Source organism: Marinomonas gallaica, from assembly GCF_049821165.1.
Lineage (GTDB): Bacteria > Pseudomonadota > Gammaproteobacteria > Pseudomonadales > Marinomonadaceae > Marinomonas > Marinomonas gallaica.
On the sequence record NZ_CP187511.1, the window covers coordinates 1,196,943 to 1,213,046 of the forward strand.

The following is a 16,104-nucleotide window of genomic DNA, read 5'->3' on the forward strand; positions in this document are numbered from 1 at the left end:
GTAAGCTTAAATCCAACTTACAAGAATTTGTCTTGCTAAGAATAGCATTAAATAGAGTATTCGTATCAATACTGACCGACTAGTTTAATAAAAAATTCCTTAATATGCTAACTCTCTTCATTTTTAAGTAAATAATATGACCACATTGATTAATATCTTGTTAAAGACCTTAGCAAAAGAATATTCGACCCCAGAAAAAACGGTTAAAAACATCCTTTCATTATTTGAAGAGGGGGCGACCGTACCGTTTATTGCACGCTACCGTAAAGAGGTAACGGGTGCTATGACGGATGAGACATTACGCGAGTTCCATGGCCGTTGGCTGTACTTAGTGGAGTTAGAGAAACGTCGCATAGCAATTGTAGAGTTATTAAAAGAGCTGCCTGATATTCCTGCTTCAGTTTTTAGTGCTGTCGAAAAAGCGAGCAGTAAAACCGAGTTAGAAGATATTTACGCGCCGTTTAAAAAGACTCGTAAAACCAAAGCCGATAGCGCCATTGAGCTAGGTTTGCTGCCGTTCTCCATTGCACTATGGCGTGATGGTGCAGCGTTAGCGCAACAGCACTATGAGCAAACCAAAGCGAGCTTTAAACAGCCGCTTTCATTAGCGGAGGCGAAAGCAGGCGCTTCGGATATTATTGTTGAGAAATTATCCCAGAATATTCACACCTTGCAGCAAGGTAAGTTATTTCTTCAAAAAGAAGGTGTGTTAGTCAGTAAAGTGATGCGTGGTAAAAAAGAAGTAGGGGAAAAGTTTCGTGACTACTTTGATTATCGTGAAGCGCTTAAAAAATGCCCGCCTCATCGATTGCTGGCATTATTTCGGGGGAAAAAAGAAAGTATATTAAAGCTAGCAATTGAATCCGGTGAAGCGTTGCCTTACCCCCTAAATAACACAGTCAATACGATTCCACTGGGTTTTCCAGAACTTAAAGAACGTACACCGAGTAAAGAAAAACTTGCCTGGTTAGAAAAAGCGTGGCTTGAAAAAATACAGCCTAAATTGGAATCGGACTTACTTGCAGAGCTAAAAGAGTTAGCGGAAGCGGGTGCGATTGAAGTATTTCAAAACAATTTAAAAGATTTGCTTATGGCTGCGCCAGCTGGAGCGAAGCGAACGTTAGCATTAGACCCTGGGTTTCGTAATGGTGTGAAATGGGCCGCGGTCGATGAATATGGCCAATTATTAGACTACGGTGTGGTGTACCCGCATCCACCTCAAAACAAGGCAACCGAAGCACAAGCAAAGCTCGCGCAGGTTATCCAAGCACATAATATCGAGTGGCTCGTGATCGGTAATGGTACGGCGTCTCGGGAAACACAAACCTTGGCCGAAGACATGATTCAGCAAAGATCGTTAAACTGCCGCTGCGTCATCGTATCAGAAGCGGGCGCTTCCGTTTATTCGGCATCGCCTGTCGCCATTGAAGAATTCCCAGAATTGGATGTTACGATTCGAGGGGCAATCTCCATTGCGCGACGCTTCCAAGACCCGCTTGCTGAACTGGTGAAAATTGACCCGCAAGCGATAGGCGTTGGTCAGTACCAACACGATGTAAAAGCCAATCGGCTAGGCGATGCGCTAAGTGTCGTGGTGGAGGATTGTGTGAACGCAGTAGGGGTGGATTTAAACCTAGCCTCGGTATCATTGCTCACGTATGTATCGGGTTTAACACAACGTATGGCGCAAAATATTGTTGAGTTTCGCGAGCAAGTTGGCGGCTTTAGTAGCCGTATGCAGTTGAAAAAGGTCAAAGGCATTGGAGAAAAAGCGTTTGAGCAATGTGCGGGCTTTTTACGTATTCGTGGCGGCAGTGAGCCACTTGATGCCTCCGCTGTGCACCCAGAGTCCTATAGCGTTATCAAGAGTCTCGCTCGATCGATTGATCTTGAGCTTAATGCCTTGGTCGGTAATCCAGAGGGCATAGCGCGTTTAAAGACGGCCCCTGCCGCCGCTGAGCAAGGCCAATATACCTTCCAAGACATCCTGCAAGAACTTGCCAAGCCGGGGCGCGATCCACGTCCTGAGTTTCAGTACGCAAGCTTTGATGAAGCGGTGAACAAGATCGAAGATTTGCAAGAGGGGATGCGTCTCGAAGGCGTTGTGACTAATGTTGCGGCGTTTGGTGCCTTTGTGGACTTAGGTGTTCATCAAGATGGTCTGATTCATATTTCGCAATTGGCAGATCGCTTCGTCAAAGATCCGCGTGACGAAGTACGAATCGGCGAAGTGCTGAAAGTGCAGGTGATCGAAGTGGATGTGCAGCGTAAACGCATTGCGTTAAAGCGTTTAAAATAATTGGAAATGGTGGGTAAGGCATTGCCTTACCCACGTATGTAATGATCGCCGTTAACGGCGAAGATCCGTGCATTGCGCACAGGACTGTTGTAACAGCTCCACAAACAGACGTGTGGCTGGGCCGGTGCGCTCGCCTTTGCCAAAGATTGCGTACATGTGGAAATTACGCTCGCCACCGGATTCTAATTCTAATTTTTTTAAACGGCCGGATTCTAATGCGTCGCGCAAATCGGCCATCGGCAACCAAGCGAAGCCGACGCCTGAAGCCACGACTTCATAAGCAGATTGCACGCTGGAAACCGTCCAGCGGCGATCAGCACCTAGCCATCCTTGGTCAATAGAACTTTCTTGGCCAGAATCGCGAATAACGACTTGTAGTTCTTTTTTCAGGCGTTCGTTACTGATGACGCCCTCTTCGGCACATAAAGCGTGATCAGGTGCCGCTACCGCGATCATTTCGACTTCAACAATAGGGTCCGCCAAATAACCTTTTGGCACCATGCCACTTAATACTAAATCCGGTGAGCCTTGTGAAAGCGTATCCAGAGCACCACTGAGTACGACTTCTTTTAGCTGAACCAACGTGCCTTGGCTCTGAGGTTCAAAAGCCTTTAAGGCTCTGAGTAACGCAGGCGTCGGAAAGGCCTCATCTACTACCAGCTCGATTTCAGGTTCCCAGCCTTGCCCGAGCGTGTGAGCCAGTTCTTCTAAATCGATGGCTTCTCTAATTAAATGACGTGAACGTCGTAATAATACTTCGCCACGCTCGGTTAACTTGGCTTTACGACCATCAATCGTAAGCAGCGGATAACCTAGCTGCTCCTGTAATTTAGCAACGGTGTAGCTGATTGAGGACTGGCTTTTGTGTAATGCTTCGGCGGCTTGAGCAAAGCCCCCTTTATCAACAACGGCCTGTAAAACGCGCCATTGTTCTAACGTCACTCTTGGAGCTTTCATAGAGAATCTTCCACGTAGTTCGTATTTACCTTCTTTTATATCGTATTTTTCGATGTAAATCGTCAAAAACTTACGCTTTTATATCAGAAAAACTGGTTCTAATATGGGCGCATCGAACAAATTTGAAGCAAAGCTTCAGCAAATATATTAGGAGATTACTCATGGCAACGTTACTACGAATTGATTCAAGTGCATCCGGTGACAACTCAAAATCACGCCAACTAGCGGATGCTTTTGTGGCACAGTGGCAAGCGCAAAATCCTAATGGCACAGTTGTCATTCGCGATGTTAATGCGAAGCCACTGCCACATTTTACCAGTGAAACATTGGCGGCACTGTTTACACCTGAAGAAGATCGCAGCGCCGAGCAGAAAGCGATCGTTGCCATCGGTGATGAATTAATTGAAGAGTTAGAAGCGGCCGATGTTGTTGCCGTCAGCGCTCCGATCTATAACTTCAGCATTCCATCTACGCTAAAATCGTATTTTGATTACATCGCCCGTGCTGGCCGTACGTTTAAATACACAGAAGAAGGCCCAGTTGGCTTGGTGAATAAAGACGCATACATCTTCTCTGCAAGTGGTAGCTTCCTAGAAAATACACCATACGATCATCAACTACCGTACGTTAAGACCTTCCTTAACTTCCTAGGTTTGAATGTTAGAGATGCTTTTGTAGCAGGCGGTCAAGCGATGGGGGAAGAAGGTAACAAAGCGTTTGCTTCAGCAAAAGGGCGCATTGTCGAGGCCGTTTAGTATCCAGCAAACGCGATCGGTATAAATGATATAAAGCTCCTGTATGCTGCCATACAGGGGCTTTTTGCTTAGTGTACCACCTCAACATGATCAAGCTTGGCTTGCAGTGCCTGTTGCAGTGCCAACTTTGCATCATGTTCGCCGTGCACTAAATGGATCTTTTTTGGAGGCTGACGCATTCCACTGGCAAAGCGTACCAAATCTTGTTGCCCGGCATGGGCCGAATAACCTCCAATTTGCCAAACCTTTGCTCGAATCGGGTAGCGTTGGCCATCTAACATGACGTATCCATCGTCTCGATTATGGTACGTCAATAGGTCTCTTCCTGGAGTGCCTTGAGCTTGATAGCCAACGAACACAACATCGTTACGTGCGTCGCCTAATAGAGCTTTAAGATAATTGACAATGCGCCCACCCGCACACATGCCAGACGCGGCAATAACAACAGCAGGGCGCTTTTGTAGTGCTAAGTAGGCAACCGTTTGCTCATGCAGCGCATGATCGTCAATGGTCGTCAGCTGTTCAAAATCGAGAGGGTGCCTACCTTGATGTAAGCGCTGCTGAGCTTCTTGGTCCCAATAGGGCTTTAATTCTCGATAGACGTCAGTGAATTGGCTAGCCAATGGTGAGTCAACAATAATATCTAGCTCGTGCCAATGTATGGCTTTTCCTGTCGTAGTGTGGCTCACACATTGCTCGGCATGATCATGGATGATGCTTTCTATTTCATAGAGCAACTCTTGTGTACGCCCGATGGAAAAAGCCGGAATCAACACCACACCACCATCAGCGAGTGCGCGTTCCATTGAGTCTTGTAGCCGCTGACGACGGTGATGTCGGTCTTCATGGTGACGATCACCGTAAGTGCTTTCCAGTACCAGCTGGTCTGCTCGGCATGGCGATTTAGGAGCGTCTAACAGAGGTGCATAAGGTGCGCCGAGGTCCCCTGAAAAGACGATGTCCCATGGTTTATCTTGCTGTATGCGAACCGTGGCGTAAGCTGAGCCTAAAATATGCCCAGCGGGCGATAGCTTAAGCTGACAGTGCCCCTGAAATGAAGTGAGCAGCGGTGCATCATGCCAAGTTTCGTAATCGAGCGGCACAACCTGTGATCTGAGTCTTGTTAAGCAAGCCTCGATAATGCTCCGGTTACGAGTGACACCCACTTTTAATGCATCTTCAATCACCAGAGGGAGTAACTTCGCGCTTGGAATGGAGCAAAAGATCGGGCCATTAAACCCTGCCGCCAATAAATAAGGGATGCGTCCAACATGGTCTATGTGTACATGAGTGACGATCAGTCCTTGAATACGTGATGCATCAAATTCAATACTGAGAGTATGCGCGTTGGCGCCATTATCAGACGTTTCCGCTCCTTGGAATAATCCGCAATCTACCAGCAAGCTGTTATGTTCGTCGAAGACCAGCTCATGACACGACCCTGTGACGCCACTTTTTGCGCCGTGATGAATAATCTCGTACATACACTGTCCTTATGATGCCAAGAAGTAGGTTTAAAGAACGTGATGCTAGCATAGTTTTTTTAGCGGGCTCTATGATCCAGCGCACATGCAATGGACAAGATTATGACGCTTACTTGTCAAAAAATTTATGACAAAACGAATTGCGACAAAGTTGAACAAAAGGTCTAATACGGCTCAATTAAAGATGACGATTAAATAGTGGGTAAGCGCTCTATGACACAGGATATTGTGATCCTTGCTGCAGGCAAGGGAAGCCGAATGAAATCAGCCTATTCTAAGGTGCTTCATAAAATTGGTGGTGAGGCGATGGTGCGTCGCGTACTGGCTACGGCAACAGGCTTAAGCAATGCCCAGTTACATTTAGTGGTTGGCCATCAAGGTGAGCAGGTTGAACAAGCTTGTCAGGATTTTTCTGCCAATATCGTATGGCAAGACAATCCTCAAGGTACCGGCGATGCGCTACGTCGAGCAGCGCCGTTCCTGAGCGAAAACGGTACCACGTTAACCTTATACGGTGATGTTCCTTTGATTCAGCGTTCTACGCTGGAGCGTATGTTGTCTCTATCTAACGACAACACTCTGGTGCTGCTGACCATTAAGCTGGACAACCCCGTTGGCTACGGGCGTATCGTGCGTAATACACAAGGTGCTGTGACCGCCATTGTCGAACAAAAAGACGCGTCACCAGAGCAGCTTTTAATCAACGAAGTAAACACCGGTATTTTATTGGCGCCGAATGCGAAGTTGCAGCACTGGTTGAATGCACTGACCAACGACAACGCCCAAGGCGAGTATTATTTAACCGATATTATTGCCATGGCGGCAGAGCAAGGTGTTGAAATCGTAACGGTTCACCCAGAGCAAGCGTCGGAAGTCAGTGGTGTTAACGATCGTGTGCAATTGGCAACCTTAGAGCGTGTTTGGCAACAGCAACAAGCGGAACAATTGATGCGTTCTGGCGCAACCCTAATGGACCCGCAGCGTATCGATATTCGTGGAAAGCTAACCACTGGGCAAGACTGTATTATTGATGTGAACTGTGTTTTTGAAGGTGTCGTGACATTGGGTAAAAACGTAGAAGTGGGCCCTAACTGTGTGTTGAAAAACTGCACAGTAGCGGACAACACCGTCATTAAAGCCAATACCATGATTGAAGACAGCCAAGTTGGTGCACACTGTGATCTGGGGCCATTCGCGCGTTTGCGCCCAGGCACAGTGCTGTCCAATAAAGCCAAAATAGGCAACTTCGTTGAAACAAAAAAAGCGTTTATCGGCGAAGGCAGTAAGGTTAATCATTTAAGCTACGTCGGTGACACGCAAATGGGGACGGATGTAAATGTTGGCGCAGGCACCATTACTTGCAACTATGATGGTGTGAACAAATTCCAAACGATCATCGGCGACGGTGTGTTTGTTGGTTCAAACTCAGCGTTAGTCGCGCCCGTTGAAATTCAAGCAGGTGCAACCATTGCCGCAGGTTCCACCATCACCAAAGCTGTGGCGGAAAATCAATTGGCCTTTGCCCGAGCAAAACAAACAAACAAAGATGGTTGGGCGCGTCCGACTAAGCAGGAGAAATAATATGTGTGGTATCGTCGGCGCTATTGCCCAGCGTAATGTTGCGAAAATTTTATTAGAAGGTTTGTCACGCCTAGAATATCGCGGTTATGACTCCTCTGGTGTGGCCATCAATAATGAAGTTGGCGTACGTGCGCATCGTGCTGTAGGTAAAGTGCAAGCACTAAAAGACAAGTTTGAAAGTGCGCCATTAGACGGCAAGATGGGCATCGCTCACACTCGTTGGGCAACACATGGTAAACCGACGGAAGAGAACGCACATCCTCATTTTTCAGGTGACGATTTGGCCTTGGTGCACAATGGCATCATTGAAAACCATGAGACCCTACGCCGTAACTTGATTGAACTGGGCTACGAATTTCGTTCGCAAACGGATACTGAAGTGATTGTTCACTTAATCCACAATGCCCTGAAAACTGAGCCGGATTTACTGCAAGCAGTTAAAAATGCGCTAAAACACTTGCATGGCGCCTTTGCCATTGCCGTGACTCTGAATCATGAGAATGACCGCCTGATTGCGGCTCGTAAAGGCAGCCCGCTGGTGGTGGGTGTCGGTATTGAAGAAAACTTCGTCGCATCGGACCAGCTAGCGCTGTTGCATGTGACAGACCAATTCATCTTCCTTGAAGAAGGCGATGTGGTGGAACTGACGCGTGATCAAATCACGGTTTTCGACGCCAATGATCAAGTACAAGAGCGCCCTATTAGTGTGTTTAATCATCACGTAGATGCGTCAGACAAAGGCGAATTCCGCCACTACATGCTTAAAGAAATCTACGAACAACCGAAAGTGATTGCGGCCTGTTTAGAGGGTCGCATTAGCGAAGATCGCGTATTAACCAGTAGTTTTGGTGCCGATTCGGCGTTTTTGAAAGATGTGGAAAATATACATATCGTCGCCTGTGGTACCAGTTATCACGCCGGCATGGTGGCTAAATACTGGATTGAGGAGCTGGCCAATATTCCTTGTTCGGTAGAAGTAGCGAGCGAGTACCGTTATCGCAAAGTGGCGGTACCGAAACAATCCTTGTTCCTGACGCTGTCACAGTCCGGTGAAACGGCCGACACTTTGGCGGCCATGCGTATGGCTAAGGGACTGGGTTATCTGACAACGTTGGCCATTTGTAATGTGCCGTCTTCCACATTAGTACGCGAATCAGATCTGACACTGTTAACACGCGCCGGTACGGAAATCGGCGTTGCTTCAACCAAGGCCTTCACTACTCAGTTGACGGCGCTATTGATTACATCAATAGCTATTGCCGCGGAGAAGGGCGAATTAAGCGATGATAAACACACGGCATTAGTGCATGCGCTGCGCTCGTTACCTTCCTATGTCGATGCAGCGATCAAACAAGACAGCGCGATTAAATTGGTGTCTGAACACTTTGCCAATAAGCATAACGCTTTGTTCCTAGGTCGTGGCCCGATGTTCCCGATTGCACTAGAAGGGGCATTAAAACTGAAAGAAATCAGTTACATTCACGCCGAGGCTTACCCCGCTGGTGAATTGAAGCATGGCCCATTAGCGCTGGTGGACGAAACCATGCCGATCATCACCGTTGCACCGAACAACCAGATGCTCGACAAACTGAAGTCGAACCTACAAGAAGTGCGTGCCCGTGGTGGCGAACTGTTTGTATTTGGCGCCAAAGAAACAGGCTTCGCGCAAGCCGAAGGCATTCATTACAATGAAATTCCTTGGGTGGAAGAAGTGCTTGAGCCAATCGTACACACCATCCCGTTGCAACTGTTGTCGTACCATGTCGCCGTAGTGAAAGGCACCGATGTCGATCAGCCTAGGAATTTAGCCAAGAGCGTCACGGTCGAATAATCCACATGGGAAGCCTTGGCTTCCCATTTTTTTATGCGGTCAATACTCTTACTAAACGTTAAGGCGAGAATTGCTAAAATCAATAAACCAATGCTTTTGAAAGAGTTATTGATGCATTAAGGCATTAGGTTTAGTAGGCTTGCAAAATATTTTATACGCGTAGCGCTATGAGTGAGAGGGATGCAATGTTGAAAAAACTTGGCGTGTTGCCGTTTATAATGTTGATTGGTGCATATGTAGCTAGCGCTTTGGCCGAGTCTACGGACTATGACGATGCGATTACATCGGCCGCGCAGTTCGATCAGCAATTGGTTCAAGATCAAGGCGCGCAAGACATCGTGATGTTTTTATCGACCATTGAACAGGGTCTTTCTAAACAAGATGTCGATGCGCTATTAGGCACACCTTACAGTGTTGAGCATCTAAATGATGGGTATCGTTGGGAGTACAACGTCAGCATCCCTACATCGTCGAATGCCTTTATGGGGTGTCAATATCGCATTGAGTTCGACGAATCGAACAGAGTTCGTTCGTCGGATTGGCGTAAAAGCGTATGTGACTTATTATACCAACAAAGCACGAATGGCTTAGATTCTGCACACCAGCAAAAAGCGGAAGTATTTACTTTGTTGAGTGATGTGTTGTTTAGTTTTAACCAATACCATTTAAGCCCAAATGGCATTCAAGCGTTAGACCGTTTTATCGACAACTTGCTTGCACGTTATGATTCGCCAGTCATCACTGTAACGGGGCATACGGATGTGATTGGTGATGCCGAAGCGAATGTGTCACTGTCTAAGCTTAGAGCGAGAGAAGTTGCTAAGCGCTTCCTTCTTAAAGGCATTGAAAAAGGCAATGTATTAGTGAAAGGGGTCGGCCAAACTCGTCCCATTGTTGTTTGTGAAGGTGAGCAAAAGGATAAAGCGTTGATCAATTGCCTAGCGCCTAATCGACGTGTTGAGATAGAGGTTTACGAAACGCCTAATGCATCTTGAGTTCTCATACGAGGCTGTCCATAATAGCGACAGTTTATGATTTCTTTACATGTATTGTTTAGATTTGTTAAAACCAATTAATCAATGACTCCGTTAAAAAGTGATTAGGTGGATATAAAAAATTGCTTCCGACGCACGCACTTGAAAATAGTAGGAAACGCCTGTGAGTACGAATAAAAACCGCTTGTTATTAGGCTCAGTGCTAACAGCTTTAGCCCTGTACATGCCATTTTCTTATGCTCAAGCTGATTTGGCTATGGAGCAGCCAATTCAAGTGCCTTCGCCAACAGACTTAGAGGTAAACGCTGGGGAATGTTGGGTTTACGGTCAAATCAAACCTCGCGCTGTCGAGAAAACAGTGGCTGTAACCGTAAAAGATTCTCACACAACCATTGAAGTAACCCCTGCAGAGATTAAACGTGGTTACAAGCGTGTTGTGACGCGTGAGGGGACAGTGACGTATCGCTTACAACCGGCGACTTATAAGCGCGTGTCTGAGCAAGTGCTTGTTCGACCTGAAACCACTCGATTTGTGAAAGTACCTGCTGTTTATGAGCAGCGTCAAAAACGTGTGGTTATTGAAGAAGCGCGTACCGTGATCGAGCAATGTAATTCCTTCGGTGGAACCGCTGCGTTTTGCGCCAAAGAAGTGCCTGCAAAAGAAGAATGGGTTAACGTACAAGTACTTGTCCAGCCTGAACAAAGTAAAGTTGAGGTGGTGCCAGCAAAATACGAAACCGTCACCAAATGGGTGATTGATCAACCCGCTCGTGTCGTAGAGGTTTCTCTAGCACCGAAGCTGGAAGACGTACCTGTTGATGAAGTGGTTAAACCTGCCAGCGCTAACCCTCGACAAGTCCCTGCTCAAACTCGTCAAATGCAGATGAAATCCTACCAAGGAAAACCAAAAATGGTGATGCGTCAGGCGGTTTGTAATGGTGATTTAAACGCGACTCTGATTATGACTCTGCAAGACAAACTTAACAGAAATGGTTATAACCCTGGGCCTGTAGATGGCATGCTGGGCGAGAAAACCATCAATGCGTTGCAAGCGTTTCAGGGTGAGAGTGGTTTAGCAGTTGGTGCGATTACTTTTGAATCATTGGATGCTTTGGGCGTTCGTCATAACTAGCGAGCAACTCATTGCGTGATTTCTGAAAGCCAGCCTTATGTATATGAGCTGGCTTTTTTGTTTCTAACTATGCTATATGTCATTAAGTGGTAAGGTGTGTATTGAATGTGTCAGTGCTCTCGGTTACGTTTAATTACTGATTGTTTACGTATGTTTACAATAGAGATTAAATTGCATGTTTTGTGTACATTGACGGGTGTTAAAATATAGGTATCATCTACTCAATTGATTGTTATCGGATTTAGAAATTTTGACGATAAGGAAGTCAATAGCCAAGTGGCTTCTTGGATTTATGTGAAATACTTAAAGCGTTGATCTAACTATTTCCAATAAACGATAGGTTGTAATAAATTGTAGTTATGGTGGCAGGCTCTTAGATAGCTTCTGTAACTAAAATCATATAAAGGAGTAAGAAAAATGTTGACTAAACTATTCGTACAAACGCATATGTTTATGGCAGACCGTAAGGGTGTAACTGCGATCGAATACGCAATTGTTGCTGTTGCTATTGCAGGTATTGCTGCTGCTGCCTTCGGCACTGATGGTGGTATTCAAGCATCTATTACAGCTGCTATGACCAAGCTTAAAGGATTTATCCCTGGATAATCATTTTGTTAAATGAAGTTTGTTTGGCGGCTCTATTGGTAATCCTAATTTTGCTGGCGAAGATTTCATTCGACGACATAACGAAAAGGACTGTTAAGCATAGATATTTAACTATCTTAATAGTCCTTTTTATGTGTTCTTGGTTTGTGAGTCCGAACTATAAGGTGTTGCCCTACACTGGCTGTATTTTAGTCGTCGGCTTTATCCTGCATGTATTAGGTGTTCTCGGGGCTGGTGATTCAAAATTAGTTGCAGTCATTTCTCTCGGTGTCATGCCGGATTACATTAGTTTGATGTTGTTTGGTGCAATCGCTCTTGGCGGTGTGCTAGCTGTACTTACCCTATGCTATGGCTTGTTAACAGATTTACAGCGGACTCGCGCGAAAGGCATTCCATATGCTGTTCCAATCTCTATCTCTGGAGGTTTTTTTATCTTTCTTTCATATATAGATTGGTTTGGTGTTGTTTCTTAAGGTTGAGTGAAAATGCGGTCAAGATTTTTAATGATAGTGTCGCTTATTGTATTAGGTATTGGTTTGCTTGGAATTCTGTACATCAAAGCGACCTCATCGAATACGTCTCAGTCATCACCAGCTGTCGATGCTACTAGCGAAACACCGCCTGAAGTTTTTTACACAATATGGACAGCTAAGCATCAAATATCGATGGGTGATCAAATCTCCAGAGATGACCTTCGCATTGAAAAAATCCCCCAAGCTGAAGCGTTTGAATACGGCATAAAGCAAGACATTGATATTAGTTTTGTTGATGGCATGGTGGCAACAGAGGAATTACCTGTTGGCTCGCCTATATTGTCCGAAAAAATCATTTATCCAGATCAAGATGGTTACTTCAATTTTCTAATTGAGCCGGGTTATGTGCCTGTTCCTCTTTCAGTACCTAAACTGTCGAGTGTGAGCGGAGTCATTTCTTCAGGCTCGCTTGTAGACGTTCTTGTGCTTACGTCTTCTACTCAAAATCTTGTTGGCCGACCCCAGATAAGGGATTTAGACAGTATTTCTCTCGCCCCACTTTTCATTGGTGTGAAAGTATTGCAGGTAAATGATTCAAAAAACACCGATAGCATCGCTGAAAATATTTCACCGTCATCAGATGAAAGTTCTAGCGATGAAAGCGTTACTTTGATCTTGCAACTTACGCGTAAGCAGGTAGCAAAATTAACGATAGCGCGAAATATTGCGCAAATAGAAGTGCATCTTTCCACTGGCGAGTTTGCTGCTTCTGAATTGTCAGCAGATTCTGGCGATATTCTTTCTGACTATAAGTCTGTTCGTGAACTTAGGGCCCGTAATGAAATCGTTCAATAGGGAATTCCTCATTATGACTAGGCAAGTATTTACAACTGCACTTTTGTTATTCATCAGTTCAGTCACATGGGCGCAAAATTTAATTAACCTTTCTGAAGGCGATGCAACGACTTTGAGTACAGAGCAAGAGATAGGCTCTGTATTTATAACCGATCCAGCCATTGCGGATTATCAGGTAATCGATAAACACAAGGTTATTGTGTTTGGGCGGGAAGTGGGCAAAGCAACTTTGCTATTGTTTAATGACGATGGCGAAACCTTACTCCAGCGTCAATTAGTTGTTAATCAGAGCATGGTGCATATTCAGCAAAATATTGAAATGCGCTACCCCAACGCGGAAGTTACGGTTTATAACCTAGGTGATAAAGTTGTACTCAGTGGCACGGTTTCTTCTGAGGAAGAAAGAGATGGCATTTATATTCTAGTTGGTGAGTTGTTGGGCAAAGAGTCTGAAAACCAAGATGTTGAGTGGAAACTAGGTAATGATCAGACCTTGACCATGGACTTTATGCGTAAACGAACGTTTGTTGGTGTGGTTAATAATATTGATGTCGCGAGCACTAAACAGATTAATGTAAAGATCTCGGTTGCTGAAGTGTCTCATAGTCTGATGCAAAACTTTGGCTTAGAGTTTGGTTCTGGGGGACAAAGTTCTGGTGTGTTTGTCAATGCACTAGGCAATTTTTCAAGTGATAGTATTATTCGTGCTATCACCGCCATAAATGATGATGAAGTCGGTCAAGTGCTCGCTGAACCAAATTTATCAGTGATATCAGGAGAAACAGCTAGCTTCCTTGTTGGGGGGGAGTTGCCTATTGCAATCAGAAATGATGACGAAGTAGAGATCACTTATAAAGAATTTGGTATTCGTCTTGAGATGATGGCGAAGGTGATGCGAGACGATAAAATACGTGTTTCTTTGCAGCCCGAAGTAAGTTCCATCGATACTCAGTATGGGGATTCGACCTTTAATATACCTGCCTTTAAAACGCGACGTGCGCGCACTACAGTTGAATTAGGGGATGGCCAAAGCTTTGTATTAGGTGGTTTGCTCAACAACGAAGAACGTGAATTACTACGTAAAATACCTTATATCGGTGATATTCCTATATTGGGGTCTTTATTTCGTTATACCGAGACCGAGCGTAATAAAACAGAATTATTGATTATAGCCACAGTTAATTTAGTCAAACCTATATCATCTGACGATATTCAACTTCCCTCATTTCAGAGAACGACGAATGCCGATCGTTTCTTTGTGATACCTGAATATTTAAAAAGTACAAGCAAGCCCAAGAGTACACAGATTAGTGAAGATATTTTGGCTTCAGGAGGGTTTAAGCAATGACTTCATTGAGCGCCCTAAAAGTGTTTTTTATTGCATTAGTAAGCTTATCTCTGATGGCTTGTACTTCTATAAAATCGCAAAGAAATGGACCAGTGATTGATGTTTTTCCTGTGATTCATACTCTATCTCTTAGTGCAAAAGATAACTCATTTGAGCATTTAAAAACGCAACTTGTAGAAAAATTAAAAGAATATGACTCGTTGTTAGTATCCCATAGCGTTGCATTAAGCTGGACAAATGAAGCAAGTGAGAAATTAGCTAAGTTTACCGAACAGCGACTCTTGTCCATGGGTGTTGCTCCCGATCACATTATAATGACTTCAAATGAGCTTGGCACAGAAGCATTCTTTGATTTCGAAATGAAAGTTATTCAGTACAGGGTTAGCACAGAAAACTGTGGCGTTTCTAAGATCAATAGTTACGACTCGTTTGGTGATGGCTGTTATACAGAGAATGCACGCTGGAGAAGCATGATTGCACCTGAGCGAATGCTGTCAAACCATAAGCAGTTGCAGGAGTGAGTTTTCATGTTTGATTTAGTTGATTCTTTAAAAAAGAGCAAAAAGTCAGAGATCCAAGTCGAACAAGAAAAGATCGGTACAGTTCTTTTTTATCAGACGGATGAGTGTAAAAAATTAGTTGAAGAAGCGTATCGTTTTGAAGGAATTGCGCCACCAACTGTGAGCAAAAACACGAAAGACGATATCACTGAATACGTTCGAAAATCAGAAATCGAAATAGTGATCGTCGAGTTAAATAATAGCTCAGATGTCAGTAAAGAAGCTGAGTTTATTAGTCACTTATTACCTAACCATGCATCAGTGATCGTGATAGGCAGTGAAGACGCAATTTCAACCATACGAAATTTGAAAGCTATGGGTTTTTACTATCTATTTTGGCCGATAACCAAACAAGAGTTGATCGATTTTGTTCGAAGCGTTAATGATAACCGTAAACGAAACAGCAATCGTGGGCCTGGGCAAAATCGTCGCGCTAAGTACATTAGCGTTATTGGCGCCAAAGGTGGCGTTGGTGCCACATTTATTTGTGCAGAGTTAGCGTATTTATTGAGTGCTCATAAAAAATCCTCTTGCCTAGTGGTTGATCAAAATTACAACACGGGCGATTTAGATATCATGATGGGGATTCGTGATTACGAGCGTCGAAGAGTGCAGCAAGGGGATTTGGCATCATTGGATGAAGCGTTTGCTCAGTCGCTTACATTTAGGCAAAACAGCTTATTGTCTGTGTTATCTCTGACATCAGATAATTTAGATAGTACGTCTTTATTAGATTACTCCAATGCTGTGGTAGATTTGCTGGCAAGTGACGTTAACTTTGTGCTTGAAGATTGCTCTTCCTCTGTTGGCTTTAGTATCGAATCTGACCGCTTTATTAGTCAATGCGATTGCATTGTTTTAGTGATGGCTCCGACCGTTTCAGCTGTTCGCGATACCGCGCGTATGCGTGAAAAAATCCAGAAAATTAACCCGAGCGATTCTTTGCGGTTAATACTGGTGATGAATAACTCATTACCTAAAAAAGCTCAAACATTGTCATTAGAAGATGCTGAAACCTTTTTAAAGCAGAAAATAGACATTGAAATTCCTTACTGTGAACAGCTTTCTTTCTTTATTTTAGATGATAAACGTATTGCGAAGACCACACTCAAGCCTGCTAAATCCTTAAAAGAGCTGACATCTGTTGTATTAGGTGAAACAAAAGAAGAGAAAAAGCCCAAGCGTTCTTTGTTTTCATTTGGTTCTCAGAGTAGCAGATAGGAGTCAT

At 44.5% G+C, this 16,104-nt stretch carries 14 protein-coding genes; 12 read left to right on the top strand and 2 right to left on the bottom strand.

Annotated elements, in window-relative coordinates:
* Positions 1-136 precede the first annotated feature (136 nt).
* Complete coding sequence (locus tag ACPUEK_RS05620; protein ID WP_425642588.1) at positions 137-2,299, top strand: Tex family protein; 2,163 nt, start codon at positions 137-139, stop codon at positions 2,297-2,299.
* Between the two features lie 51 nt (positions 2,300-2,350).
* Here ACPUEK_RS05620 and ACPUEK_RS05625 read toward each other — a convergent pair whose 3' ends face one another.
* Complete coding sequence (locus ACPUEK_RS05625) at positions 2,351-3,256, bottom strand: LysR family transcriptional regulator (protein WP_067038511.1); 906 nt, start codon at positions 3,254-3,256, stop codon at positions 2,351-2,353.
* A 161-nt stretch (positions 3,257-3,417) separates the two neighbouring features.
* Between ACPUEK_RS05625 and ACPUEK_RS05630 the strand changes: the two genes are divergently transcribed.
* On the top strand, positions 3,418-4,011 hold the full coding sequence (locus ACPUEK_RS05630; RefSeq protein ID WP_425642589.1) for an FMN-dependent NADH-azoreductase: 594 nt from the start codon (positions 3,418-3,420) through the stop codon (positions 4,009-4,011).
* A gap of 68 nt (positions 4,012-4,079) precedes the next feature.
* Here the strand turns inward: ACPUEK_RS05630 and ACPUEK_RS05635 are convergent, their stop codons facing one another.
* Positions 4,080-5,495, bottom strand: coding sequence for an MBL fold metallo-hydrolase RNA specificity domain-containing protein (locus ACPUEK_RS05635; protein WP_425642590.1), 1,416 nt, complete (start codon positions 5,493-5,495; stop codon positions 4,080-4,082).
* Positions 5,496-5,708: 213 nt separating this feature from the next.
* Here ACPUEK_RS05635 and glmU point away from each other — a divergent pair, with 213 nt between their 5' ends.
* The 10 genes from glmU to ACPUEK_RS05685 all read left to right on the top strand — a co-directional run bounded on the left by glmU (position 5,709) and on the right by ACPUEK_RS05685 (position 16,097).
* The gene (gene glmU / locus ACPUEK_RS05640; protein WP_425642591.1) at positions 5,709-7,076 is read left to right on the top strand and encodes a bifunctional UDP-N-acetylglucosamine diphosphorylase/glucosamine-1-phosphate N-acetyltransferase GlmU; all 1,368 of its coding nucleotides are present in this window, start codon (positions 5,709-5,711) and stop codon (positions 7,074-7,076) included.
* Between the two features lies 1 nt (position 7,077).
* On the top strand, positions 7,078-8,907 hold the full coding sequence (gene glmS / locus ACPUEK_RS05645) for a glutamine--fructose-6-phosphate transaminase (isomerizing) (RefSeq protein ID WP_425642592.1): 1,830 nt from the start codon (positions 7,078-7,080) through the stop codon (positions 8,905-8,907).
* A 185-nt stretch (positions 8,908-9,092) separates the two neighbouring features.
* Positions 9,093-9,902: an OmpA family protein gene (locus ACPUEK_RS05650; protein ID WP_425642593.1), complete on the top strand. Its 810-nt coding sequence runs from the start codon at positions 9,093-9,095 to the stop codon at positions 9,900-9,902.
* Positions 9,903-10,065: 163 nt separating this feature from the next.
* The gene (locus tag ACPUEK_RS05655; RefSeq protein ID WP_425642594.1) at positions 10,066-11,034 is read left to right on the top strand and encodes a peptidoglycan-binding domain-containing protein; all 969 of its coding nucleotides are present in this window, start codon (positions 10,066-10,068) and stop codon (positions 11,032-11,034) included.
* A 417-nt stretch (positions 11,035-11,451) separates the two neighbouring features.
* Positions 11,452-11,640, top strand: coding sequence for a Flp family type IVb pilin (locus tag ACPUEK_RS05660; RefSeq protein WP_425642595.1), 189 nt, complete (start codon positions 11,452-11,454; stop codon positions 11,638-11,640).
* Between the two features lie 35 nt (positions 11,641-11,675).
* Positions 11,676-12,113: a prepilin peptidase gene (locus ACPUEK_RS05665; protein ID WP_425643018.1), complete on the top strand. Its 438-nt coding sequence runs from the start codon at positions 11,676-11,678 to the stop codon at positions 12,111-12,113.
* A 30-nt stretch (positions 12,114-12,143) separates the two neighbouring features.
* Positions 12,144-12,968 carry a Flp pilus assembly protein CpaB gene (gene cpaB, locus ACPUEK_RS05670; RefSeq protein ID WP_425642596.1) on the top strand — a complete coding sequence of 275 codons (825 nt, stop codon included), beginning with the start codon at positions 12,144-12,146 and terminating at the stop codon, positions 12,966-12,968.
* Positions 12,952-14,316: a type II and III secretion system protein family protein gene (locus ACPUEK_RS05675; RefSeq protein ID WP_425642597.1), complete on the top strand. Its 1,365-nt coding sequence runs from the start codon at positions 12,952-12,954 to the stop codon at positions 14,314-14,316. Before cpaB ends, ACPUEK_RS05675 begins: the two co-directional genes overlap by 17 nt.
* The gene (locus ACPUEK_RS05680; RefSeq protein ID WP_425642598.1) at positions 14,313-14,837 is read left to right on the top strand and encodes a hypothetical protein; all 525 of its coding nucleotides are present in this window, start codon (positions 14,313-14,315) and stop codon (positions 14,835-14,837) included. Before ACPUEK_RS05675 ends, ACPUEK_RS05680 begins: the two co-directional genes overlap by 4 nt.
* A 6-nt stretch (positions 14,838-14,843) precedes the next feature.
* The gene (locus ACPUEK_RS05685) at positions 14,844-16,097 is read left to right on the top strand and encodes an AAA family ATPase (protein ID WP_425642599.1); all 1,254 of its coding nucleotides are present in this window, start codon (positions 14,844-14,846) and stop codon (positions 16,095-16,097) included.
* The last annotated feature ends 7 nt before the right edge of the window (positions 16,098-16,104 follow it).